Origin of the sequence: Exiguobacterium sp. s78, from assembly GCF_018618985.1 — a bacterium.
Classification (GTDB): Bacteria; Bacillota; Bacilli; order Exiguobacteriales; family Exiguobacteriaceae; genus Exiguobacterium_A; species Exiguobacterium_A abrahamii.
Window position 1 is genome coordinate 2,053,032 of the sequence record NZ_JACSNB010000001.1, and the last position, 23,713, is coordinate 2,076,744.

The window sequence follows — 23,713 nt, forward strand, 5'->3', positions numbered from 1 at the left end:
ATCCTCCGTGTCTATTCGAATGAAACAAAACGACTCGTCAGGAATCCGCCTTCATTGCACGTGGATTTCCCTTCGAGTCGTTGACTATTTTTCTTATTTTGCGCCAGATTCCATGAAAATCGAGTCATAGACAGCAAGAAGTCGACCTTTTTCTTGCTCCCAGTTGTATTGTCTCCTTGCTACGCTTGCTCGTTCCTGCATCGCCCGTCGCAAGTTCTCATCCTTCACTAGACGATTGACCGCCTCGGCGATACTCTGCGGTGATTCGACATCGACGATTAATCCAACTCCTTCTGTTTCGACGACACGACGGATTTCTGGTAAGTCGGCCGCGATGACAGGAATCAACGCCGCCATGTATTCGAATAGTTTATTCGAAGAAGCGGAATAATGATTGAAGCAAACGTTCTGGAGGACTTGAAAGCCGACCGTCGCCGCTGCCGTGTAACTGGGTAGTTCAGCAAGTGGAACCTTATCAATGAAGCGGATACGAGACTTTTCCGATGATTGCGTAGCCAGTTGCATCAGTTTCCCCTTTAACTTTCCATCTCCAACGAAAATAAGTGTTCCTCGATCGATGAACGGCATCGCTTCAATGAGTCTCTCCAGTCCACGTCCTTCCTGGATCCCGCCTTGATACAACAAAATCGGCTCGTCTGGTACGAGTGCTAACTCTTCGCGTAACGGTCGCGGTTGCGGAACAATCGGTTCGTAAAACGGATAATTGTGCAAGACGGATGGTCGGGTTCCATATAATTTTTGATGATAATCTGCACGCGTGTCATTTTCAACGATTGTCTGGTCGACGAATCGAAGCAACCAGCGTTCTAATTTCCCTTGCATGCTTCCGTATCCTGTCCGATCGGTCTGGACTTCATGCGAGTCATAGACGATTTGGGCACCACGCGCCGCCCCAATCGCTTGTGGTAACGTATTGACATCGTTCGCATGCATGACGTCATAATCATGCTTCCGGGCAGTACGTGTCATACGAAGAATGCCGAAACTGTTATATAGGGCGTAACGGATGAATCGACTTCGCATGAGTAAAAAGAGCACGAGCATCACGGGAATAAGCCATGGCGCAAGAAGCGCACCCATCAATCCGATAACAAGGGTCCGTTTTTTCCGTTTGCGAAAGAACGAGAGCCACCTCGCAAAAGGTGGCGTCCGGTCGATTCGAATGACGCGAAACCCAGACATCGGGTATTCGACTTCTGGAAGTGTGCCGTCATTTAAGCAGTATAGGTCCACGCGGTGTCCTGCTTCGACGAGTGCCGTACATTCACGTAAGACACGGGCGTCATTCGTAAACGGATTCCAAACAAACATTCCAATGCGCTTCATTCTGCGACCGCCTTTCGTGACTGCGTTTGTTCGATGGCTTCAAACAAGCGCTGTTCATTTTGTTCCCAATCGAAATGGCGTTGGACGTAATCCACACCCGCCCGTCCCATCGCTGCACGTTTCTCTGGATTTCGTGATAACTCGAGAATATGATCGACAATCTCCTCTTTTTTCCGCTGGACAGACACATAACCGGCTCCTGCTTCTTCGATGACATGCGCCGCATGACCGGATACCGCACCGACGATGGCACAGCCCATCGCCATGTAGTCGATGATTTTGCCTGGTGTCACTGTATCGAACGCTGTACTCTCGACGAGTGTCGCAAAGGCGATGTCACTCTTCGCGAGTTGTTTCAACGCATCCCAGCGTGGCATCGCGTCAAGAAACTCGATATTCGTCAATCCACGTTCCTTGACGAGTCGTTCGAACGTTTGCTTGTGATAGCCGTAACCGACGACTTGAAAGCAGATATCCTGCTCTTGTTGAAGTTCTTGTGCGACGTCAAGCAACAAGAATACATCTTGTGCGAGTCCGATATTCCCTGTATATACGACGCGCACTTGTTCCGATACTTTTCGGCGTTTGATCAACCACTCATTTTCCTCGATGGAGTTCGGGATGTAATGAATTTTTTCCGGTGCAATGCCCCGCCCTTCAATATACGATCGAAACCCCTCACTGTTGATAACCAATTGATCTGCCTGACGATACATCCACTTTTCAAGCCAGTAGAGCGGAGTCAATAAGAGACGTGATTTCGTGATTCCGACGCCAATCAACGATTCCGGCCATAAATCACGTACATCGAGAATCAAAGGAGCCTTTTTGACATGTTTCGCGACGACCCCGACGAGCCCCATGAAGATGGATGGCGTCGTCGCATAGATGTAGGCATAGGATTTCGGGTCATGTCGCACCTCTTTTACCGCGAGTACGAATTGTTCCACGAACAGGCGAAGACGCCGCCATAAATTATTCGTCGCCCGGACGTCACGCGGTTGGATACGGGTTACATGTGCCGTATCGAGGCTCGGTTCATCCCAGAACATCGAGTCCGTATAAAGTTCTGCCGTCGGATAGAGCGGTTCTGACGTCAACACATGGACGTCACTTCCCGCTTGTTCCATCCGCTTGAAGATATTCTTCATTCGGTTTGCCGCACTCCCGATTTCCGGATAGAAATTTTGACAAATCATCAAGACGTTCATCGACGACTCCGGCGCTGCTTGAGTTGACGTCGGAACTTCCAGTAGCGGACGACGATTTTTCCGAGCTTTGATCGCGCGAGTGAGCGGTATTTTGATTTCCATGATGCATTCGCCTCCAGCAATTCCAGATTTGCCACCAATGATCCTTCGAATCGATCAAGCAGTACGGCATATTGTTCTTCGAGCATCTTATATTGTTCACGCTGTTCCTGTAGTTGCTGTTCATGACGTAGCAATTCGACTTGAGCGTGTTCCAATTGGTCCGTTTGTTCCCCTAACCGCTGAACTTTTCGTTCTAGATTCTGTTGCTTGCGTTTTAAATCAATGATCGTTGCGAGATGCAATCGTTCCACCTCTTCAAAGGCGTCTTCAAGCCATTCGACTTCCGCCGGTAGAATCGATCGACCGGATTGAGGTTCCGGATAGACTTGAATCGTGATCCCAAGCCACTTGTCAATCCGCTCGATCGTCTCGATCTTACCGAAGGGTGTCAACTGTTCAAGCAGTCGGTTTAAATAATACGTCCGTTTGTGATCCGCATAATCGTTCACTCCAAATGGGACTGTGATGACGAGTCGTCCTTCTGGTGCGATGAACGAGACGGCACGGGCGATAAAGCGCTCTGGCTCCCCGATATGTTCCAGTACTTCCGTCATCAAGACTGTATCGAATTGAATGTCAGGTGTGTACGTCATGACATTTGCTTCATGTAATTCCACTTTTTCTTTTACGGATGCCGGTTCTTCAAGTAACGCTTGTTTGGCCTCGATGATCGCTTCTGGTAACACATCGATCCCGATGACATGTTTCCCTTCGCGTCCGAGCAAAATCGGGACGACTCCACCCGAACAACCAATATCTAAAATGTGCTCTCCTTTTGCTTGTCGAACGATCCAGTGAACACGCGCGCGGACTTTTTTACCGAATCCACCGCCTAACTGATCGTAGTAGGCAGCTCGGATTTGATCCTTGGGGCGTGCTGTTTTCATCGATGCCGTCATTTTTGCACCTCCTCGAGTAGTAAGTGTTGAAGTCGATCCGTCTCCTGTCGATCTGCAAGCTCCATGAATCGACGAATCAACGGGTTCGTCAACGTGATTGGTTCATAGAATCCGATGATCGTGCGTAGTAATGCGACACTCGGTGCAAAGTCCTTATCACTGCAGTAGCGTAACTTGACAAGATACCAATGCTCAAAGAAATGCTCGAATCGAGTTTCCTTGTATTCCTCTAGCACTCCATAACGAGCGAATTTCTCGGCTCGTGCCCGCTCTCGGACGACACTTCGTTCAAAGAACTTCACCGTCAATGCATTCACGGTTGACCCTGCAACGGCTGCGTAATAATAATGGATGACTCGATTGACGAGTAAGACACGGTTCGCGCGAAGCATCAATTCTTGGAAGAACAAGGAGTCCTGACCGACCGCACCGACGACTTGTTCCAATTGATGTTCAAGCAGGAAGGTACGACGGACGACGAGTGCTTGAATGCTTTGTACCGCAAACCGATGTTTCAATAGAAAAGCTTTCGGATCCTCACAAACCGTTCGTCCTTGTTTACGAATCGTTGGCAAGGCGATGATACTCGTCTTCTCGGCAAGCTTTTTCATATGCCCTGCCACAAAATCAAGTGATGGATCTTTTTCTAGTTCTTGAAGCAAAAAGGCATATCGATCACTGAGTACCTCGTTATCCGGATCAAGGAACGTCACATAGTCAGCTCGTGCCATCTCGACTCCTTTGTTACGCGGACGTGAAGCACTACCGCTTCCGCCTGTCTCGAAGAAATAAGTTCTGACATTTCCATAGCGTCGCGCGAGACGCTCTACGGCTTGACGTGTCGCTATGTCCGTCGATCCATCATCTACGAGTAAAATCTCCGACTCCATGAATCGATCCATCCGCGTTAGACTGGCGAAACATTTATACGTGAGGTGTTTCCCATTGTTATAGATCGGAACGACGACCGACAGTTGCGGGGTCTGATTCGTCGGAACTACCGTCTGCTCGTTCCACTCAAATTGATCGATCAACAGTGTTTTTCCGTTCAGTTCATCTGCCTGGAACATGTCATATCCGATAGCTGACCGCCAAACAATCGCACCGTTTCGGCTACCGCTCATCTCTTGTACATGATACGGATGCTCGCTTCCCTTTCGGACGATGCTGGCATCGCTATATTTAAAGCCATTCACGAGGTCCTCTAAATAATATTCGCCATAAGATTCCTGTCCATCCATCCAAGCAACGAGATCCGCTTGATCATAGGTTTGCTCCGTCAACGTATCCGCTGAGACGATTTCGTCTGGTGTGAGACTTTGGCGATCAATCACGTCACGAATGGCTTCCCCATCCTGGGCGACGACGATGAGTAAGCGATGTTTCCGTGTTTCAGGTACTCGTCCAATGAACGCTAGGATCTGATCCATCCGTTCGAAGACCGTATGCTCCGTCATGACGGCACGAAGTCCTTCTGCCCGTAACCGTTCGATTTCATCCTGTGACGTACGTTCCACGATTGCCGTCGCCTCCTGTGCGTCATGCACAGTGAAGATATTCGGAAACTCGTTGTTGACGGCGATACTGTAATTCGACAAGATCAAATTCCCGAGTGCTTGCGATTCATAAACGCGACGAGCACACATCGTTTTACTGTATTTGATGCTATTCAGGTTCAAGACCCAGTCGTAACATTTACTGACTTGTTGTAAAGCATCGTAAGGAATCGCTGGTGCGACCCGTGATTGATAGCGCTCCGGAAACTGATAGGCTGGTAAGTCGAGATGATAATTCCGGTCCACGATATCGAGTTCGTGCGAGGATTGCATCACCCCATCAAACAACATCTCCGTATCTTTAACACGCTCCGGATATTTCGCCATCCAGCTACCGGCAAATAAAACACCTTTCTTTCGGCTACGTGTCGCTCCGATCGGATTGTGAATCAATGGATTGACACCAAACGGCATCGCCATGATCCGATCATGACCACATAAGACGCGGTATTCAGGAATCATCGCCTCATCTGAAGTCAGGACATAATCGGCAGCTTGCGCCACGTCTTGAAACCGTTCATGATTGCTCGGATCTTCCGTCGATTGAAAGACGACTGGAATTCCTTTGGCTTTGACTTCCTGCATCATCGAAAGCAGTCGTTGGCGTTTCTTTGAATTCGGTGTGGCGACACCTTTCCAATCGTCTCCTCGTAACCCCTTCCATGAGGAAACGACTAAAAAGAGATCAATCTCACGCTCGAAGACTTCTTCGAATGTATGCGCATTGACGTAGTGGAGATGAACGGCATCTTCATAATAGGCATACATGAATTCCGAGCAGACGATTGCCATCTCGATTGGTCGCTTTTCATAGTAACGCGTCGTCGTCCGGACCGGAATCTCCGAGACATCCAATTGATTCAGCAGTGATGCTTGGCTATTTTGTCGATAACGTGTCGTCGTGTTATTAGAAGTTCGAACCGTCGGCAGTCGCAAGACGTCTAACTGACGGAGTTTTTCGAGTGCATCTTTACTTGCGGTCGTCGCGCTCGTAAGCCGTTTTTTCTCTTCGCGGACCCAGTTCAGTTGTTGCATGATTTGTCGTTTCCATTTTTGATCACTCACACGTAAACACCCTTCCTCTTTTCAACTCTTTCTTAGTCTACGGAAGCAGTTCAAAGGCTACTTGAAGGACTTGCAAGGTTTTTGTAAAGACTTAGTGAAGCTTTTTTGGATTTTCCTTACATTCCAGTTCAGTCAACCTGTATTTCCTAGGAAATCGACCAGTTTCGCTTTCTTGTCCGTGGAAGTCATTCACATGTTTTCAAAAACGAATCCTATGCACTCTCATTGTTTTGGATTTAAAAAACGGGGAAACATTACTACGTACTGATAAAAGGAGATGACTGGACATGTTAAACGAAAAAAATCATGATTTACCAGATGAAAAGGCAGACGTTGGTCTTCACCCGGATCCTGATCCAGCTGAGACATCAGATCCCGGAATCAAGCCTGCGGAAACACAGCATCCGGATCCTGATCCAGAAGAGCTCGAGCGCGATCGAAAAAATTCGTGAATCTCACGCCATAGAAAAAGAGGTTGCGGAAATGATTCCGCAACCTCTTTTGGCATGTTCACTTAACTTTTACTAGTAGTTTCCCTGTGTTCGAACCATCGAACAAGCCAAGGAACGCATCTGGTACACGATCGAATCCTTCAAAGATCGTCTCTTCGTATTGCAACTTCCCTTCACTAACCCATTGACCAAGTTGCTCAGCTGCCTCTTTAAAACGTTTTCCATAGTCGCCCACTAAGAAACCTTGCATGCGCGCGCGCGCGATGATTAATTTCGATTGAACACGTGGACCAATGTCCTGTTGTGCGTTATATCCAGAAATGGCACCGCAGACTGGTACCCGCGCGAATGGATTGAGTCGATCAAGGACTGCATCACCAATCTCTCCGCCGACGTTTTCAAAATAGACATCGATCCCGTCTGGACATGTCCGGTCCAATGCCTCTCGGATGTCTTCCGTTTTATAGTTGATGACTTCGTCAAAACCAAGATCTGCTTTTAAGTGTTGTAGCTTTTCGTCACTTCCTGCGATTCCGACGACACGTGCTCCTTTGATTTTAGCGATTTGACCAACGATTGATCCAACAGCCCCTGCTGCTGCCGATACGACGACCGTTTCCCCTGGTTGTGGATTCCCGATATCAAGCAATCCGAAATACGCTGTCATCCCTGTCATTCCGAGAACACCGAGTGCTGTTGAAATAGGTGCGATCTGCTCATCGATTTTACGAACGGTTTTCGCATCGACGACTGCTTTTGTTGCCCAATCGAGCATCCCGACGACGACATCACCAGACTTGAGCCCTTCACTTTTAGACTCGATGACACGCGCTACGACACCTCCGTGAATCGGTTCATCAATCTCAAATGGTTGCGAATAAGAACGCGCATCGTTCATACGACCCCGCATATATGGATCGACCGAGATATAGAGTGACTCCAGTGCGACTTGTCCTTCCTTCAGCTCTGCTAACTCAAATGATTCATAGCGGAATGTTTCCCCTGTTGGCTTTCCGTTTGGTCGTGCTGCTAATACGATACGTTGTTCTGACATGATTCATGACCTCCTCATTCAATGTACTTCTTCACTGTAACAATTCCGTTTCTGAAAGACGAATCCTTTGCTCGTTTGGAATTTTCTAACTTTTTCTTGACGTCCTTCTGTTCTTGCCGTAAGATAAAACACAATTCATAACTTTTATACTGTTATGCATAAAAGCGTTACATAAGGAGAGGACTTGTATGGATTCATCTATTTTGCGTAAGCCGCGTCAATTCGCCGTTCATGTTTTAAACGGACTCAGTATCGGAATTCTCGTTGCCCTTATTCCAGGAGCACTACTCGGGGAACTCGCTAAGGCATTGTTGCCATACGTATCCGGAGCCCAGCATGTTTTAGATGCCACCACACTCGCGATGCGTCTTTTGCCGATGGTGATTGGTGTTGCCGTAGCCATGCAATTTAAAGTGACTCCGATTGCGACCACGTCGATTGGTCTTGCGACGGTCGTTGGATCAGGCGTTGCAACTCGTGCAGATGCGACCTTCGTTTTCGTCGGCACGGGCGACGTCATCAATGCTGGTCTGACGGCAGCTGTTGCGACGGCAATCGTCTTATTGATCGGTGAACGTTTCAAGACGTATACGGTGCTTGTCATGCCAACGATTTTGATTGTCGGTGCCGGTGGGATTGGTGTGTTAACGTATCCATTCGTGACACGGATCACGACAGCGATCGGACATGTCATCTCAGACTTTACGGCACTTCAACCCGTCTTAATGGGTATTCTGATTGCGATTACTTTTTCCGTACTTATCGTTTCTCCGCTTTCAACGGTCGGCATTGCGACAGCCATCAGTTTATCCGGTGTTGCCGCCGGAGCTGCGAATCTAGGCGTCTGTGCCGCTGGATTCGGTCTTGCGATTGCCGGGTGGCAAGCGAATTCACGCGGAACGTCGATTGCTCATTTTCTTGGTTCTCCTAAAATCCAGATGGCGAACTTCATACGTAATCCATTGATGATCCTACCTGTCATGTGTAGTGCTGCTATCCTTGGCGCACTAGCAGGAATGCTCGGCGTCCAAGGTACGCCGTTTAGTGCCGGCTTCGGGATGTCTGGTCTAATCGGTCCGATCAATGCGTTACATCTGATGTCAGGGGGCTGGACATTGTTCAACATGACATTCGTTCTCGGATTATTCATCGTCTTGCCCGTCATTCTTTGTCTGTTGTTCCATCTGCTCTTCCGGAGATTCCGTCCATGGATGAGTGCAGAGCCATACCGACTGGATTTTGAGTAAGTTCATCGTTAGCGTTCTTTCATCACAAAAAAAGCCAAGCCGACCGTCTAAAAAATCGACGGATCGAACTTGGCTTTTTTGTGCATTTATTTGATCACTGTCAGTAAGTCAAGCGGTGTCTCGATGACATGGTCCGCCGAATCCCACTCGGATTGTGTCCCAAAACCATACTGGCATAAGACGACCGGCATGTTTTGCTTACGGGCCGCTTCAACATCGGAAGACCGATCCCCGATCATCCAGTAGGACTCTTCCCCAAACTCCTCACGGTGTGCTCGCAAGATATCCGCTTTTTCTTTCCCGTTGACGGATTCTAAGCATTTCGGACTCGTGAAGAATGAACGAATTCTCTGGCTATCCAGCACAAGGTTTAGATAGTGGTTGCCACAATTACTCGCTGTTGAAATGGTATGTCCTGCGGAAACTAGCGCTTCTAATAAAGATCGAATTCCGTCGAACAAGACGTTCTGTTCTGCCATCGTCGCTTCTAGATGACCATGTCTTTTTTTACGAATCAACCGAATATCCTCTTCTGAGGCTTCCGGAATCGCCTTACGCCAAAAGGCACTTCCCGCCAAACCATAGCTCGCTTGTACACTCGATTGAGAAGGTTTTGGAAGATGCGGCATGTCCTCCATCGCTCGATGGATTGCTTCTGTCATCTGTTCCGTTGAATCAATCAATGTACCGTCAATATCGAATAAGATAATTGCCATGTTCCCACTCCTTTTAGATCTCCTCTTAGATCTCTTTTTTTGCTTTTCTCTTTTTTTGAATCAAGTAGCCAACCGTAATCAACACGCCTAAACCAATCCAAACTATTGGATGATTGAGGTGGTGCAATTTTCGCCATTCATGTCCGACGGCTTTCCCGCCCCAAATGAAAATCGCCGACCAAAGGAAAAAGGAAATCGTCGTCACGACGGTAAACGTCCAGCGTGAAACACCAGTCAGACCGGCACCAATCGCAAATCCGATGCGCCACATCGGAGACAGAAGAAGGATATAGCGTCCCTTTGTCTCCATTTGTGTCTGAAACTGAAGCATTTTTGTTTCCGAAATCCGAAACCATTTGAATAAACGATTCAATAACCGTTCACTCCCGAACTGACCAATCGTAAAGAAGAGGTTCTGACTAATGACGAAGCTCACTACAGCGAGGAACAACATAAATAAAAGATTCGCCTGTGCGGTATGCACGAGATATCCGGCATACGCGAGCGGTACTTCGCTCGGTATGAATGGAAACATGAGCGTCATCATAATCCCGATATAACCGTATGATTCCATCCACTGGTGTCCCATCTTCGCCCCCCTCTCTCTTTACCAACTATTTCTAGTGTATCGAACTTTCAAGAAGGCGTACAGGAAACGGCTCTCCGTAGACAAAGAAGAGCGACTTCTCATAGTGAAGTCGCTCGGATCATTATTTGATTAATACGCATCCTCACTTTGTACTGGTTGCGTACGACGCTTTTGTTGTTCATCTTGCCAGTCACTGAAACGTGTCAACTCTTCAAAGACTGTTTTCGTGACGAAAAGGATGACGGCGATATCGTCTGCGAAACCAAATCCGAGTACGAAATCAGGTACGAGATCAATCGGTGACACGAGGTAAATCAACGCTCCGATTACTTTTAAAATCGTCGTACGACGAATGTTGCGATATTCACCTGACTGGTACGCGCGAATCATATCGACGAACAACGTCAACGGCGAGAAGACGACGGACAAACGAGAGTTCCCGTTCACTTTAGCAGTTGCTCGTTGTAACAGCGAGTTCGTCTTTTTCGGACGATCGATATAATCTTTTGCATCTTCGGCATATTGATTTTGTTGTTTTTCTAATTGTTGATTTGAGAATTTCATTCCTGTTTTCCCCCATTCTAAAGTAACTTCAACGCTTTTCTATTTCCCTGTTCCTACGTATGATAATCCTGTCAGGTTTCAGGATATGATGGAACGGTAAAAAAGGGAGAGAAGCGTTACAGAAAGGATGATTTTATGAATCATGTTAATCAAACCGTCATCATTACGGGAGCGGCGAATGGAATTGGTGCAGAACTCGCCCGCACCTACGCTACGCATGGCGCAAATGTCGTTCTTGCTGACATCGATCAAATGACAGGAGACGAACTAGTTCAACAAATTGAAGAAGATGGTGGAACGGCTTACTTCTATCACCTCGATATCCAACATGAAAAAGACGTTCAACTGTTGATCGAAAAAGCGATTGAACATACGGGTCGCATCGACATCGTCATCAACAACGCCGGTATCATGATCCGAAAACCCTTACTCGAATTGTCGCTTGAGGAATGGGATCGGGTTCATCATACGAACCTGCGTAGCATCTTTCTAACGACTAAGGCCGCTACACCCTATTTGAAACAAAGTAAAAGTGGTGGTCGGATCGTCAACCTCGCTTCGACCCGCGCCTTCATGTCGGAACCGCATACAGAATCTTATGCGTCGACGAAAGGTGGCATTTTTGCCCTGACCCATGCACTTGCTGTCTCACTCGGAGAAGACGGAATTCTCGTCAACGCGATTGCTCCGGGTTGGATCGAAACCGGTGACTACCAAGAATTATCACCCGAAGACCACAGTCAGCATCCAGCCGGTCGCGTCGGAAAACCAAGTGATGTCGCACGTGCTGCTCTTTATCTAACGCATCCAGATAACGACTTCTTGACGGGAGAAACACTGGTCCTAGACGGCGGGATGACACGAAAAATGATTTACGAAGAATGATTCATGAAGAGTGCCTGATTTAGGCACTCTATTATTATTTTCATTTTACAAAAACTATACTTATACCTTTCTCAATTCTTCTTAAACCTTCTCTTGATATGATGTTACAAAAATATATCTTCTGACATCATTCGGAAATCAATTGATTACACGATAAACTTCCCCTTCATATCAACGATTTGCCCTTATCCGAATCTTAATCAATCATTATTTTCATAAATTCTTCATACTTTTCGCTAGCTTCTCTTGCATTTTTTTAAAAGAATTGTAAAGTTGATTTTCCGATTTTCTTGTTAGAGTGGGAAAGGTAACACTTCATACAAGGGAAAGGAATGACGCTTAGTTTATGAAACGACCTTTCGGAAAGTCAATTGGGCTATCGCTCATGACACTCACTTTACTCGCAAGTCCGCTCATGACGACAACTCCCGTCGACGCGGCAAGTTCATATAAAGAAAAGCAACAACAAAACCAGCAACAACAATCGAAGCAACGTGAGGCGTTGTCTCAAAAGAATAACCAGTTATCTAAAGCACAACAACAAGTCTACGCACTGGATCAACAGATTAATGGGCTGACATTACAAGTCGTCGAGAATCAAAAGAAAATCGACGAGAACACGAAACAGATTGCTCGATTAGAAGATAAAATCGAGAAGCTACAAAAGAAAATCAAGAAACAAGAAAAAATGCTCGGTGATCGTCTGGCGGTCCGTCAGTCGAAAGCCGATAACGCTCCGCTGCTTGAGGCCGTATTCGGCGCAAAAGATGTCGGTGATATGATTAGCCGCTTCAATGCCTTCAATACAATCGCGGAAAGCGATGCTTCTTTGTTAAAAGATTACGAATCAAACAAAAAAGAACTGGCAGCTGCGAAAGAAGAACTAAAGCAGACACGCCAAGACTTGATTGAAGATCGTAATGTTTTAAAAAAGAAACAACGTGAACTGAAACAAGAAAAACAAAAGCGCACAGCACTTTTGAAGCGTCTGACGTCGCAAAAGAAAAAAATTGAATCCAATATCCTAAGCCTGAAAGAGGCATCGGCCCAACTGAAGGCACAGGAAGCAGCTGAAAAAGCAGCAGCACGAGCAGCAAAGGCAGCTGCCGCAAAAGCTGCGAAACAATCGGCAGCACCAGCATCTGTTAGCAAGGCCAGCACGAAAGTCATCTCAAAAGCAAAAGGTAAATTCATCAAACCTGCTCAAGGCTCTGTTTCGCAAGGAATGGGTGCAGCAAGCGGAAGCAATGGTTATGCGTACCACAATGGAACCGACTTCGCTGGTCCACTCAACTCGCCAATCGTTGCATCTGCAAGCGGGACAGTCATCTTAGCAAGTTCAGGTGGTCCTTACGGCAACCACGTCTATATCTCTCATAATATCGACGGGAAAACGTATACGACCGTTTATGCCCATATGAATGCCTTGAACGTTAAACAGGGACAACAAGTCAAACAAGGACAGCAAATCGGTGTTCTCGGAAGCACCGGTAACTCAACTGGTCCACACTTGCATTTTGAAATCCACGATGGTGGGTACCAGTATGATGCGAATGGACGGACGAATGAGCTCGACCCAGAAAGCTTCTTCTAAGTCGATTCAAGAAAAAGTGCACTTCTTCTCTTCCCGAGAAGGAGTGCACTTTTTGCTGTGTTCATTAAATTTTGAATTGATGTGTCTGACTGTCAAGCGACGTCGTCGTCGACTCGAGTTCTTGCATCAATTGATGAATCTGTTCAAACGAGGCCTGTTGATCACGCATCGAAGCAGCGATCTCTTCATTTCCAGCTGCAAGTTCTTCCATGACACCACTGACTGTACTGACTTGACCAACGACATGGCGGGCTTGTTGCTTCGAATGAACGAGTTGTTTCGTCACGTAATCGAGGGTTTCCGTCACACTCGCTACCTTTTGACGTGTTTCACCGAAAGCTTGTTGAACATGCGTAAAGTTCTCGACCTGATTCGTCTGCTCCCGCTCCGCTTGCACGAGTGCTTCTTGTAAAACAGCACCGTCCTGACGAATCGAACGGACAAGCGAGAAGATCGAGCGCGTCGCTTCGTGTGTCTCATCTGCTAACTTTTTAACTTCACTTGCCACGACGGCAAATCCTCGACCAGCTTCTCCAGCCCGTGCCGCCTCGATTGCCGCATTGAGTGACAATAAGTTCGTCTGCGCGGAGACTCCCGCGACAAGTTGTGCCATCTGTTCAATTTGTTGCGTCTGTTCTAAGAAACCTTCCAGTTTCTGACCGAGTTCGCGATTTTGTTCTGTTGACGCGCGAAGTGACCGTGCTTGCTGTTCCATGACGGAACTACTTTGAACCATCACGTGATCGGCCGCCTGTCCTTCTGCATAAGCCGTTTGTGCACGTTGTTCACTCTCTTCAAAGAGCTGTTGCATATCGGACATCGTACTGACTGTCGTCTGGATATCGTCCGACACTGTTTGTGTCCCACTTGCCATCTCATTGATCGCATGGGTCATGTTTCCCGATACTTCAACGATGTTCGCGTTCTCTGTCGTCGCTTCCGTACTCATCTGACGAATCGTGTTCGACGAACGACTAATCGTTCCGATGACCTCATGCAATGTTCCTTGCATCTGCGCAACCGCTGTCTCGAGTCGACCAATCTCATCTTTTCGACCGGATACGACTAATTCCTGCGATAAGTCTCCGTCCGAAATCTGTTCTGCCGTCCGGACGACACGGCTGATCGGTCGCGTGATGCTACGTGCGAAGTACCAGTTGTATAACGCAAGACCAATCAGGAGAATGAATGTAGCGATCAAGACAGTCCGCGTCAGATTTAATGTCTCGTCTTTTGCTTCACGTTGTAAGACATCATAAAACTCTCCATTTTTCGTATGTAACGTGTAGAGATCACTGAGGACACCCTCAATCTGTGCAGCGTGCGAGCGAATTTCAATCGGATTCATCGCGTCCGTCAGTTCTGTCCGCTTCGTTGCAAGCGTCTTATACTTCATATCCGCCCGGTTCAACTCTTCTTGAAATGCAGGAATCAAATACGTCTTCTGTAATTCGTTTAATGCTTGTTCGTTCTTTTTACTAAGTGCCTGTACTTGCTCCGCCTGACTCTCAGACGGTTGGCTTGCCAGTCGGTTCCAGGCTGCTTGTTCGTATAAGAGCTTCGTTTCAAGTTCTGAGATCTCAACGAGCTGTTTCCCATAATCTTCGTTGTAGGACTGAATTTGACGGAGCTGGAACAAAGTCCATCCCATCAAGATGACGACACTCAAAATCGTCACTAACGTTGAGAGTAAAAATCGTTTCCGTAACGTCATTGGATCGTCACCTTACCTTCGAGCACATCTTGCTGCAGCTGCTCTAATTTTTTTCGTTCTCCGTCCGTAAAGTTCGTGTTTCGGATTGGAGCCAACTGGATCGCTCCTTCTTTGACGCCAAGGACGACTTGTCCGGACTGTAGACCTTTCGCAGCTACATCTTGTCCGATTTTCGTAATCGCAAGATCAACTTGTTTTAGCATTGACGTCATGACGGCGTCAGGTGCAATCGCGGTCTGATCGCTATCGACACCGATGGCTTTTTTCCCCTTCGTTTGCGCTGCCTCCAGGACACCACTTCCCGTCAATCCAGCAGCTGCGTATAATACGTCTGCCTTTTTCTGCATCATTTCGTTTGCGAGCGTCCGTCCCTTTTCGGGCGCTGCAAAGTCTTCAGCATATTCGACGAGTACTTTTGTTTTTGGATTGACGGCTTTTGCGCCAGCTATGTATCCTTTTTCGAATTTTTCGATCAGAGGTGACTTCATCCCACCGACGAAACCAATCGTATTCGTCTTCGTTTGGATCCCTGCCGCAGCACCGGCTAAGTAACTACCCTCATCTTCCTTGAATGTAACCGAGAGCACGTTCGGTAACGTCGAAACAGCATCAATCAAGGCGAATTGTTGTTTCGGATATTTTTTAGCAACCGTTTCAAGATCCGTCTGTCCCATAAAGCCGAGTCCGACGATAACGGTCGGCTTCTTTTTCGCTAACGCTTCGAATGCTGCTTTATAAGTCTTCGTTTCATTCAATTCTCGGTAATCGATCGACCAGCCTTCCTTCTCGCGTAACAACGCCATACCACTCATTGCCGCATCGCTGAACGACTGATCGCCAAGTCCCACATCAGACAAGACGACTGCCATTTCCTTTCTTTCCTTGACTGCCCGTTCTGGATCATCGATGACACTACCGCACCCTGCGAGGCTAAGTGTCGATGCCAGGATGATTCCACTCCATCGTTTCATCTATTCCACACCCTTCCAACATTCTACATCTGATTATCGGAAGCGATGTCTGACTTCTTAATACAAAATTTAAAATCAGAATACTTTCATAACAAAAAAAACATGCCCCTCTTAAAAAGAGGGACATGTCAGATATTCTTAGTAGTCGCTATCAGACGTACCGCCTGTAACGATTGCAATTCCTGCTGATGCACCAATTCGCGATGCACCTGCATCGATCATTGCTTTTGCACCTTCGAAGTCGCGAACACCACCAGATGCTTTAACACCGATGTCAGGACCAACTGTCTCACGCATGAGACGGATGTCTTCAACTGTAGCACCACCAGTTGAGAAACCAGTCGATGTCTTCACGAAGTTAGCACCTGCTTTAACTGAAAGTTCAGCAGCTGTTTTGATTTCTTCTTTTGTAAGAAGGCAGTTTTCGAAAATGACTTTAACGAGTGTACCGTTTGCCGCTTCGACAACCGCACGAATGTCACGTTCAACTAACTCAAGATCGCCATCTTTTAATGCGCCGATGTTGAGAACCATATCGATTTCTGTTGCACCGTTTTGGATCGCATCTTTTGTTTCAAATGCTTTCACTTCTGGCGTGTTTGCTCCAAGTGGGAAGCCGATGACTGTACATACTTTGACGTCATCATCTGATTTTAAGAGTTTTGCTGCTAACGCGACGTATGTTGGGTTAACACAGACGCTTGCAAATTTGTATTCTAATGCTTCTTTACAGAGTGTTTCGATCTGAGCACGTGATGTTTCTGGCTTCAGTGCCGTATGGTCGATCATTCCTGCTAAATTCATGTTTGTTGTCCTCCTTAAGGGTATCCCTTAGACTCTGTTTTTATTCTATCACGCAAGAGGTCAGACTTCTATCTTTTTAAGCGACTTTTCGAAGCTGTTTTTTCCGAATCCAGACACCATTGAGCGTAAAGACGATTGCTGCTGTCCAAATACATGTAAACGCCACCATGTGTGTTTTAGTAAATGGTTCGTGATAAAGCAATACACCGAGTCCAAGCGACAAGGTTGGTGCGACGAATTGGAGGAATCCGACCCACGTGAATGGAATCCGTTGTGCCCCGAATCCGAATAACAAAAGTGGAACGGCGGTGACGATCCCGGTCAAGATGAGTTCGGTCGTCGTACCAACGGATTCGGTCATCGAAGACGTCCCTTGCACCTGCCAATACCCGAGAAAAATCAAGGCAAGCGGAAGCGGCGCCATCGTCTCAAGCGTCAGACTAACCGTTGATTCGAGCGGTCGCCGCTTTTTGACGACGCCGTAAAAGCCGAAGCTTAAGGCAAGTGCGATCGAAATCCATGGAAACTCGCCGTAGCCAATCGTTAAAATCAAGACACCGATTGTCGCAAGGACAATCGATACCCACTCGATCCGTGAGAGTTTTTCACGAAAGAATACGACACCAAAGACGATGCTGACGAGCGGGTTGATGTAATAACCAAGCGACGCTTCGACAATGAATTGATGATTGACGGCCCAGATATAGATGAACCAGTTCAGACTGATGATCAGTCCGTTTAAGAAAAAGAGTCGGCGCGTGAACGGATCGCGCAGCGCCGTCTTCCACTTCCCAAGCGCTTTTTGAAATGATAATAGGATGAGCAGAAATAAGAATGACCAGATGATGCGGTGTGCCAGTATCTCTTCACTCGGTACATTGGCGAGCATCTTCCAGTAGAGCGGTAAGAGTCCCCAAATGATATACGCGACAAGTGTCGCAAAGAATCCTGGTAGATTCACGTAATCCCTTCTTTCATTATGATACCTTCTTCATTCGCATCTTTCCTGCCGATAAACCGCTGATCGTAAAGAGAGCAACAGCAATCCAAATGAACAGGAAAGCGATGAAGTGAATCGTCGTAAAGACGTCATTAAATAGATAAATTCCAAGGAGCAGCGTCAGCGTCGGGGCAATGTATTGGAGAATCCCGACGTAGACAAACGGGATTTTCGGCATTCCGTATCCGAATAACATCAATTGGACTGCTGTTGCGATTCCGAGCATGATGATCGCAATCAATGCACTCGTCGGCATCGCAAGCGGTTGACTATCTGTCACACCAAGCGTCAAGAGAGCGAACGGGAGCGTGACGAGTGTCTCTAAAAATAATCCGGATAATGGTTCGGCTGCTGCCTTTTTCTTTAGTACACCGTAAAATGCGAACGAAACGGCAAGTGAAAAGGCGATGATCGGAAATTGACCATAACCGAGCGTTAAAATCATCACACCGATGATTGCTGATAAAATTGCAATCACTTGCGGACGCGTCAATCGTTCCTTAAAAAAAATCAAACCGAACAAGACGCTGACGAGCGGATTGATGTAATACCCGAGTGACGACTCAACGATATAGCCTTCCCCGATGGCGTACAGATAGAGCGACCAGTTCCCACCTAATACGAGCCCTGCCGCAAGCACGGTATAGCGCTGACGTTTGTTTTGCCATAATTGACGAACGAATTGGAATTTCTTCGTCAGGCGTAACAACAGTGTCACGAAAATGAACGCACTCAAAATCCGAATCGAAACGACCGTCCATGCTGGAATACCAGCAGCAAATACTTTGTAGATCGGCAACAGTCCACCAATCACGTAGGCGACGAATGTCGCACTCATACCCCGTTTATCCACGGTCATCCCCCTTATGTAAGAAGAAAGCCGCCAGTGGCGACTTTCTTTGAACCTTATTGCCCGTCAAGCGTCGTAAACAATTCGCGTAATTCCTCTTCTGTCAAATCACGCCAAGAACCGATTGGTAAATCGCCGAGCTCGATATTCATGATCCGGACGCGTTGCAGACGCTTAACTCGGTAGCCGAACTCTTTACACATACGGCGAATCTGACGATTTAACCCTTGCGTCAAAATGATCCGGAATGTCCGTGTCTCAAGTGGTTCAACGATGCATTCCTTCGTTGTCGTACCGAGAATGTCAACACCACTCGCCATCCCTTGAATGAACGTATCCGTAATTGGTGCATCGACGGTTACGATATATTCTTTGTCGTGATTGTTTTCTGCTCGTAAGATCCGGTTAACGACATCACCGTCATTCGTCAACAGAATCAAGCCGTCTGAATCTTTATCGAGGCGACCGATTGGGAAAATCCGCTTCGGATGATTGACGAAATCGATGATGTTTCCTTCGATATCAAGCTCTGTCGTACACGTGATGCCGACTGGTTTATTTAAGACGATGTAGACAGGTTTTGGTTTTGTCTGGAGCGGCTGACCGTCGATTTCGACGACGTCCGTTTCTTCAGCTTGCGAGCCGAGTTCTGCTGTCAGACCGTTGATCGTCACACGACCTGCATCGATTAGTTTATCGGCAGCACGTCTTGAGCAAAAGCCCGTTTCGCTAATGAATTTGTTGATTCGCATGAATGATATCCTCTTTCCTTAATTGAACTGTATTCAGTGTAGCGCATTCCTGAAATGAAAACAAAAAAAGTGGCAAAGAAAACCAGAGGTTTCCTTTGCCCTTTCGATTAGACTGCAGCGTCTTTTAATGTCTGCATGATGCGGACGAATTGACCATCATTCATCGGATAGCCGGCTTTCATGATTTTGACACGAACGAGTTGTCCGATCATTGACTCATCGCCTTCGATTGCAACACGCAGATAGTTATCCGTGTAACCGACGAGACGACCGCCTGCTTCTTCCGAAAATTCTTCCGGAATGATCTCAAGCAGTTCTCCTTCGTATTTCGAAGCATATTCCTTCGCGAGTTGATCCGATAAAGCAATCAAACGCGCGACGCGTTCTTCTTTGATCGATTCCTCGACTTGATCGTCCATCATCGCAGCCGGTGTACCGGTCCGTTTCGAGTACGGGAAGACATGCAACTCACTGAACTTATGGTCATTGATGAAGTTGAACGTTTCCATGAACTCTTCTTCCGTCTCACCTGGGAAACCAACGATGACATCCGATGTGATCGCACAGTCAGGAAGGACTTCTTTCAGACGCGTGATCCGTTCTCCGAATTCCGCCATCGTATACTTGCGGCGCATCCGGCGAAGGACCGTATCGGATGCCGACTGGATCGGAACGTGCAAGTGACGAACGACGATCGGCGAATCCTTCAGGACATCAAGTACCTCGTCCGTGATTTGACTCGCTTCGATCGACGAAATGCGCAAGCGTTCAAGTCCATTGACGGATTCGAGTGCTTTAAGTAATTTTGCTAAGTTGTAGTCTTTCAAGTCTTCTCCGTATCCACCTGTATGGATTCCCGTCAAGACGATTTCTTTGTAACCCGCATCAACGAGCTGTTGTGCTTGCTTCAAGACATCTTCCGGTTGACGAGACCGCATGAGACCACGCGCCCATGGGATGATACAGAACGTACAGAAGTTGTTACAACCTTCTTGAATTTTCAGCGAAGCCCGTGTCCGGTCCGTAAAGGCCGGTACATCCAGTTCTTCATAGACTTTTGCTTTCATGATGTTTCCGACCGCATTGATTGGCATGCGTTCTTCACGGAATTGTTCGATGTATCCAATCATTTTATGCCGATCTTGTGTTCCGACGACGACATCGACGCCAGGAATCGCCATGATCTCAGCAGGAGACGTTTGAGCATAACAACCCGTTACGCAGATGACACTATCCGGATTTTGGCGAATCGCCCGTCGGATGACTTGGCGACTTTTCTTATCTCCGGTATTCGTGACCGTACATGTATTGACGACATACACGTCCGCATGATCAGCAAAATCAACGCGTGCGTAGCCAGCGTCCTTGAACAGTTGCCAGACAGCTTCTGTTTCGTAATGGTTGACTTTACAGCCAAGCGTTTGAAAGGCAACAGTTGCCATTTCGTTCACCCTTTCAATTCAAAATGATACGAGACGGCGGAAAGGACATACAATGGTGCCGTTTCCGTCCGTAAGATGCGACGCCCTAGAGCGGCTTTTTTAAAACCGGCATCCGTCAAACGTGCGATTTCTGCTTCAGCGAACCCACCTTCAGGTCCGATGACGACAAGAAGGGAATCACCCTCTTGCAATCCAGCAAGCGTCGTAGCGAGGACGGAGACCTCCCCTTGTTTCGCTGATTCTTCATAGGCAACCAGACAAGCCGTATAGTTCGATGCATCCTGTAAGACTTCATCATACGCCACGAAGTCGACTGTCGGCAAGTGGGCACGGTACGATTGTTCCGCTGCTTCCTTGACGATTTTTTCGAGTCGTTCAATCTTTTTCGGAACCTTCTTCTGATCCCATTTCGAGACGGAACGGTCGGCTTCGAAAATTCGTAGATGATGGATCCCGAGTTCCGTTGCTTTTTGGGCAACGAGTTCGATCTTATCGCCTTTTGGCAATCCATGGGCGATCGTCACACGAATCGGTAATTCCGTCTCGATCGGTAGAGTCTCTTCGATCCGGGCAGAAGCCGCTTGTTTATCGAGTGCTTCCAGACGGCACCGGTAAAGACCTGTCCCGTCGAGTACGAGAATCTCTCCGCCGACTTCCATCCGCATGACGTTTTTCATATGGTGTGCGTCGTCTTTCGGGAGATGAAAGACATCTCCCTGACGCATCGAGGGCTCGACGAAATACCGTTGCATGCGTTTACGCCTCCCGTTTCGCGATGATCGCGACCCAGTCCTCAAGCTTCGTCGTCTCGACGATTGTGAAACCTGCTTCTTGCATCGCTTGGACGACCATATCCTTCTTCTGACTGATGATACCGGAAGCGATGAAATGACCGCCTGGTAACGTCAATGTATAAGCATCCTTGACGAAGAGGAGGATGACTTCCGCTAAGATGTTTGCGACGATCAACTCGACCGGCTCACTCAATTCCTTCATCAAGTCGCCTTGACGGACCGTGATCTGCTCACTGACTTCGTTCAAAGCGACGTTTTCCGTCGCCGATTTGACAGCGACTTCGTCTAAATCCAGTGCAAAGACATCTTTTGCCCCAAGCTTCGCAGCTGCAATCGCTAGGACACCGGATCCCGTTCCGACATCGACGACACGGTCTTGCTCTTGCAAGTAGTTCTCAATCGCTTGAATACAGAGGACCGTCGTCGGGTGTGTTCCCGTTCCGAACGCCATGCCTGGATCGAGCTCGATGATTTTTTCATCCGGTTGTGGTGTATAATCTTCCCACATTGGGACGACCGTCAGATGGCGACTAATTTTGACCGGCTTATAGAATTGTTTCCATGAATGTGCCCAATCTTCTTCATCTACTTGAGTCAGCGTGACAGCACCCGTGCCAATCGACAAACCAAAGTTCGTCAACTGCTGGATATCATGTTCGATGCCTTTGATCGTGTCCGTCAAATCGCTGCTTTCTGCAAGATACGCCTTCACGAGTACACCTTGTGTCGGATACTCGTCTCGTTTCGTCTCATCCCAAATTTCACCGAAGTTATCTTCGCGGTGGGACATCATCTCGAAATCTTCGACATCCTCGATAACGACTCCGCTTGCTCCCGCTTCATGTAAGATGTTTGAAACTGCTTCGATGGCTTCTTGTGTCGTATGGACACAGATCTCTGACCATTTCATTTCTTGTCACGCTCCTCTGTAGTGATCACCCTGTGAAGAATGTCTTGATCCGGCTGAAGACACCTTCGTGTTGCTCTTCGACACCTTTTTCATCGCTGATTTCATTGAATTCCCGTAAGAGTTCTTTTTGACGTTCCGTCAGATTCTTCGGTGTAATGACGACGACATTGACGTACTGGTCGCCATGGTGACCGGACCGGACGTTCGGCATCCCTTTTCCACGGAGACGGAACCGTGATCCTGTCTGTGTTCCGGCTGGAATCTTCAGACTGACCTTACCGTGAACAGTCGGCACTTCGATCTCATCGCCAAGTGTTGCTTGCGCGAATGTAAGTGGCATATCCATGACGATATGATCGTCGACACGTTCGAACAGTTCGTGTGCTGCGACACGAACGACGACATACAAGTCACCCGCTGGTCCACCGTTGACACCAGCTTCCCCTTTGCCTGCTAAACGGATTTGTTGCCCATTGTCGATCCCTGCTGGAATTTTGACACGGACATCTTTGTTTTTACGGACGCGACCGGCTCCACGACATGTTTCACATGGCTCCTTGACGATTTGTCCACGGCCATGACATGTCGAACATGTCGTTTGGTTGACGACACGACCGAACATCGTGTTTTGTTCGACGTTGATATGCCCCGAACCACCGCATCGTTTACATGTTTCCGGATGTGTTCCTGGTTTAGCACCCGAACCATGACATGTACCGCAATCTTCTTCGACTGGAATCGTAATCGTCTTCTCGACGCCTGTGACCGATTCCATGAAGTCGATTTCCTCGACGTATTGTAAATCCTGTCCTTTACGTGGTGCGTTTGGATCTTGACGACGTCCGCCACCGAAGAACATGTCGAAGATGTCGCCAAATCCTTCAGCTCCACTGAATCCACCGCCACCTTGTGATGGATCTTGGTGACCGAATTGATCGTAACGTGCTCGTTTATTGTCATCGGATAACACTTCATATGCTTCCGATAATTCCTTGAATTTCGCATCCGCATCTGCTTCCTTATTGACGTCCGGGTGATACGTCCGGGCAAGCTTACGGTACGCGCGTTTGATTTCCGCTGATGAGGCATCGCGCGCGACGCCTAGTACTTCATAATAATCGCGTTTTTCCACGTGCAGTCTTCCTCTCTCTATTCCGATTCATTTCATACTGTTTGATTTTACCGAACTTCGTGC

Annotated in this window: 22 protein-coding genes; 4 read left to right on the top strand and 18 right to left on the bottom strand. The window is 47.6% G+C overall.

From position 1 onward, the window contains the following. Positions 1–93: 93 nt before the first annotated feature. Genes KNQ18_RS10660 through KNQ18_RS10675 form a run of 4 tightly spaced genes read right to left on the bottom strand, consistent with a single transcriptional unit; the run spans position 94 to position 6,180 of the window. Complete coding sequence (locus KNQ18_RS10660) at positions 94–1,347, bottom strand: glycosyltransferase family 4 protein (RefSeq protein ID WP_215084727.1); 1,254 nt, start codon at positions 1,345–1,347, stop codon at positions 94–96. Beyond that, positions 1,344–2,660 (bottom strand): glycosyltransferase family 4 protein, encoded by a 1,317-nt coding sequence (locus KNQ18_RS10665; protein WP_231681782.1) that lies wholly within the window; start codon positions 2,658–2,660, stop codon positions 1,344–1,346. The genes KNQ18_RS10660 and KNQ18_RS10665 overlap by 4 nt, the downstream gene beginning before the upstream one ends. Beyond that, the gene (locus KNQ18_RS10670) at positions 2,555–3,559 is read right to left on the bottom strand and encodes a class I SAM-dependent methyltransferase (RefSeq protein WP_251133343.1); all 1,005 of its coding nucleotides are present in this window, start codon (positions 3,557–3,559) and stop codon (positions 2,555–2,557) included. Before KNQ18_RS10670 ends, KNQ18_RS10665 begins: the two co-directional genes overlap by 106 nt. Continuing rightward, positions 3,556–6,180, bottom strand: a complete 2,625-nt coding sequence (locus KNQ18_RS10675) for a glycosyltransferase (RefSeq protein WP_214768993.1) — start codon at positions 6,178–6,180, stop codon at positions 3,556–3,558. The genes KNQ18_RS10670 and KNQ18_RS10675 overlap by 4 nt, the downstream gene beginning before the upstream one ends. Before the next feature lie 287 nt (positions 6,181–6,467). Between KNQ18_RS10675 and KNQ18_RS10680 the strand changes: the two genes are divergently transcribed. Next, positions 6,468–6,632: a hypothetical protein gene (locus KNQ18_RS10680; protein WP_167507528.1), complete on the top strand. Its 165-nt coding sequence runs from the start codon at positions 6,468–6,470 to the stop codon at positions 6,630–6,632. Between the two features lie 58 nt (positions 6,633–6,690). Here the strand turns inward: KNQ18_RS10680 and KNQ18_RS10685 are convergent, their stop codons facing one another. Further along, positions 6,691–7,686: an NADP-dependent oxidoreductase gene (locus KNQ18_RS10685; protein WP_050678356.1), complete on the bottom strand. Its 996-nt coding sequence runs from the start codon at positions 7,684–7,686 to the stop codon at positions 6,691–6,693. Positions 7,687–7,874: 188 nt separating this feature from the next. On the opposite strand from KNQ18_RS10685, the gene KNQ18_RS10690 reads away from it, so the two are divergent. Further along, positions 7,875–8,933, top strand: coding sequence for a PTS sugar transporter subunit IIC (locus KNQ18_RS10690; protein WP_215084729.1), 1,059 nt, complete (start codon positions 7,875–7,877; stop codon positions 8,931–8,933). A gap of 86 nt (positions 8,934–9,019) precedes the next feature. On the opposite strand, the gene KNQ18_RS10695 is transcribed toward KNQ18_RS10690, so the two are convergent. The 3 genes from KNQ18_RS10695 to KNQ18_RS10705 form a co-directional block, all read right to left on the bottom strand. After that, a complete protein-coding gene (locus KNQ18_RS10695) occupies positions 9,020–9,649 on the bottom strand; it encodes an HAD family hydrolase (RefSeq protein ID WP_215084731.1) in 630 nt (209 codons plus the stop codon). 25 nt (positions 9,650–9,674) lie between these two features. Then, on the bottom strand, positions 9,675–10,238 hold the full coding sequence (locus KNQ18_RS10700) for a DedA family protein (RefSeq protein ID WP_050676927.1): 564 nt from the start codon (positions 10,236–10,238) through the stop codon (positions 9,675–9,677). A gap of 129 nt (positions 10,239–10,367) precedes the next feature. Next, a complete protein-coding gene (locus tag KNQ18_RS10705) occupies positions 10,368–10,802 on the bottom strand; it encodes a YkvA family protein (RefSeq protein ID WP_029341012.1) in 435 nt (144 codons plus the stop codon). A gap of 135 nt (positions 10,803–10,937) precedes the next feature. Here KNQ18_RS10705 and KNQ18_RS10710 point away from each other — a divergent pair, with 135 nt between their 5' ends. Together KNQ18_RS10710 and KNQ18_RS10715 are read left to right on the top strand one after the other, a co-directional pair. Further along, complete coding sequence (locus KNQ18_RS10710) at positions 10,938–11,687, top strand: SDR family NAD(P)-dependent oxidoreductase (protein WP_050676928.1); 750 nt, start codon at positions 10,938–10,940, stop codon at positions 11,685–11,687. A gap of 346 nt (positions 11,688–12,033) precedes the next feature. After that, positions 12,034–13,281, top strand: coding sequence for a murein hydrolase activator EnvC family protein (locus KNQ18_RS10715; protein WP_133207947.1), 1,248 nt, complete (start codon positions 12,034–12,036; stop codon positions 13,279–13,281). A gap of 64 nt (positions 13,282–13,345) precedes the next feature. Here KNQ18_RS10715 and KNQ18_RS10720 read toward each other — a convergent pair whose 3' ends face one another. The 10 genes from KNQ18_RS10720 to dnaJ all read right to left on the bottom strand — a co-directional run bounded on the left by KNQ18_RS10720 (position 13,346) and on the right by dnaJ (position 23,650). Next, positions 13,346–14,995, bottom strand: a complete 1,650-nt coding sequence (locus KNQ18_RS10720; protein WP_050676930.1) for a methyl-accepting chemotaxis protein — start codon at positions 14,993–14,995, stop codon at positions 13,346–13,348. Continuing rightward, the gene (locus tag KNQ18_RS10725) at positions 14,992–15,966 is read right to left on the bottom strand and encodes a BMP family lipoprotein (RefSeq protein ID WP_058704806.1); all 975 of its coding nucleotides are present in this window, start codon (positions 15,964–15,966) and stop codon (positions 14,992–14,994) included. Before KNQ18_RS10725 ends, KNQ18_RS10720 begins: the two co-directional genes overlap by 4 nt. A gap of 138 nt (positions 15,967–16,104) precedes the next feature. After that, positions 16,105–16,770 carry a deoxyribose-phosphate aldolase gene (gene deoC, locus KNQ18_RS10730; protein ID WP_215084733.1) on the bottom strand — a complete coding sequence of 222 codons (666 nt, stop codon included), beginning with the start codon at positions 16,768–16,770 and terminating at the stop codon, positions 16,105–16,107. A gap of 76 nt (positions 16,771–16,846) precedes the next feature. Continuing rightward, positions 16,847–17,731, bottom strand: coding sequence for an EamA family transporter RarD (rarD, locus tag KNQ18_RS10735; protein ID WP_215084735.1), 885 nt, complete (start codon positions 17,729–17,731; stop codon positions 16,847–16,849). 16 nt (positions 17,732–17,747) lie between these two features. Further along, positions 17,748–18,623 carry an EamA family transporter RarD gene (gene rarD / locus KNQ18_RS10740; RefSeq protein ID WP_050676933.1) on the bottom strand — a complete coding sequence of 292 codons (876 nt, stop codon included), beginning with the start codon at positions 18,621–18,623 and terminating at the stop codon, positions 17,748–17,750. Between the two features lie 53 nt (positions 18,624–18,676). Beyond that, positions 18,677–19,372, bottom strand: coding sequence for a 23S rRNA pseudouridine(2604) synthase RluF (gene rluF, locus KNQ18_RS10745; protein WP_023467446.1), 696 nt, complete (start codon positions 19,370–19,372; stop codon positions 18,677–18,679). A 107-nt stretch (positions 19,373–19,479) separates the two neighbouring features. Next, entirely contained in the window at positions 19,480–20,814 is a 1,335-nt protein-coding gene (gene mtaB, locus KNQ18_RS10750) for a tRNA (N(6)-L-threonylcarbamoyladenosine(37)-C(2))-methylthiotransferase MtaB (RefSeq protein ID WP_214724414.1), read from the bottom strand. Between the two features lie 5 nt (positions 20,815–20,819). After that, positions 20,820–21,566 carry a 16S rRNA (uracil(1498)-N(3))-methyltransferase gene (locus tag KNQ18_RS10755; RefSeq protein ID WP_215084737.1) on the bottom strand — a complete coding sequence of 249 codons (747 nt, stop codon included), beginning with the start codon at positions 21,564–21,566 and terminating at the stop codon, positions 20,820–20,822. Positions 21,567–21,570: 4 nt separating this feature from the next. Next, a complete protein-coding gene (gene prmA / locus KNQ18_RS10760; RefSeq protein ID WP_029341002.1) occupies positions 21,571–22,518 on the bottom strand; it encodes a 50S ribosomal protein L11 methyltransferase in 948 nt (315 codons plus the stop codon). 25 nt (positions 22,519–22,543) lie between these two features. Continuing rightward, the gene (gene dnaJ, locus KNQ18_RS10765; protein WP_023467442.1) at positions 22,544–23,650 is read right to left on the bottom strand and encodes a molecular chaperone DnaJ; all 1,107 of its coding nucleotides are present in this window, start codon (positions 23,648–23,650) and stop codon (positions 22,544–22,546) included. Positions 23,651–23,713: the final 63 nt, after the last annotated feature.

Excerpts from the sequence above, each read along its gene's own strand:
- KNQ18_RS10660 (WP_215084727.1), bottom strand. The coding sequence starts at position 1,347 with ATGAAGCGCATTGGAATGTTTGTTTGGAATCCGTTTACGAATGACGCC.
- KNQ18_RS10665 (WP_231681782.1), bottom strand. The coding sequence starts at position 2,660 with ATGGAAATCAAAATACCGCTCACTCGCGCGATCAAAGCTCGGAAAAAT.
- KNQ18_RS10670 (WP_251133343.1), bottom strand. The coding sequence starts at position 3,559 with ATGACGGCATCGATGAAAACAGCACGCCCCAAGGATCAAATCCGAGCT.
- KNQ18_RS10680 (WP_167507528.1), top strand. The coding sequence starts at position 6,468 with ATGTTAAACGAAAAAAATCATGATTTACCAGATGAAAAGGCAGACGTT.
- KNQ18_RS10685 (WP_050678356.1), bottom strand. The coding sequence starts at position 7,686 with ATGTCAGAACAACGTATCGTATTAGCAGCACGACCAAACGGAAAGCCA.
- KNQ18_RS10690 (WP_215084729.1), top strand. The coding sequence starts at position 7,875 with ATGGATTCATCTATTTTGCGTAAGCCGCGTCAATTCGCCGTTCATGTT.
- KNQ18_RS10695 (WP_215084731.1), bottom strand. The coding sequence starts at position 9,649 with ATGGCAATTATCTTATTCGATATTGACGGTACATTGATTGATTCAACG.
- KNQ18_RS10700 (WP_050676927.1), bottom strand. The coding sequence starts at position 10,238 with ATGGGACACCAGTGGATGGAATCATACGGTTATATCGGGATTATGATG.
- KNQ18_RS10705 (WP_029341012.1), bottom strand. The coding sequence starts at position 10,802 with ATGAAATTCTCAAATCAACAATTAGAAAAACAACAAAATCAATATGCC.
- KNQ18_RS10710 (WP_050676928.1), top strand. The coding sequence starts at position 10,938 with ATGAATCATGTTAATCAAACCGTCATCATTACGGGAGCGGCGAATGGA.
- KNQ18_RS10715 (WP_133207947.1), top strand. The coding sequence starts at position 12,034 with ATGAAACGACCTTTCGGAAAGTCAATTGGGCTATCGCTCATGACACTC.
- KNQ18_RS10720 (WP_050676930.1), bottom strand. The coding sequence starts at position 14,995 with ATGACGTTACGGAAACGATTTTTACTCTCAACGTTAGTGACGATTTTG.
- KNQ18_RS10725 (WP_058704806.1), bottom strand. The coding sequence starts at position 15,966 with ATGAAACGATGGAGTGGAATCATCCTGGCATCGACACTTAGCCTCGCA.
- deoC (WP_215084733.1), bottom strand. The coding sequence starts at position 16,770 with ATGAATTTAGCAGGAATGATCGACCATACGGCACTGAAGCCAGAAACA.
- rluF (WP_023467446.1), bottom strand. The coding sequence starts at position 19,372 with ATGCGAATCAACAAATTCATTAGCGAAACGGGCTTTTGCTCAAGACGT.
- mtaB (WP_214724414.1), bottom strand. The coding sequence starts at position 20,814 with ATGGCAACTGTTGCCTTTCAAACGCTTGGCTGTAAAGTCAACCATTAC.
- KNQ18_RS10755 (WP_215084737.1), bottom strand. The coding sequence starts at position 21,566 with ATGCAACGGTATTTCGTCGAGCCCTCGATGCGTCAGGGAGATGTCTTT.
- prmA (WP_029341002.1), bottom strand. The coding sequence starts at position 22,518 with ATGAAATGGTCAGAGATCTGTGTCCATACGACACAAGAAGCCATCGAA.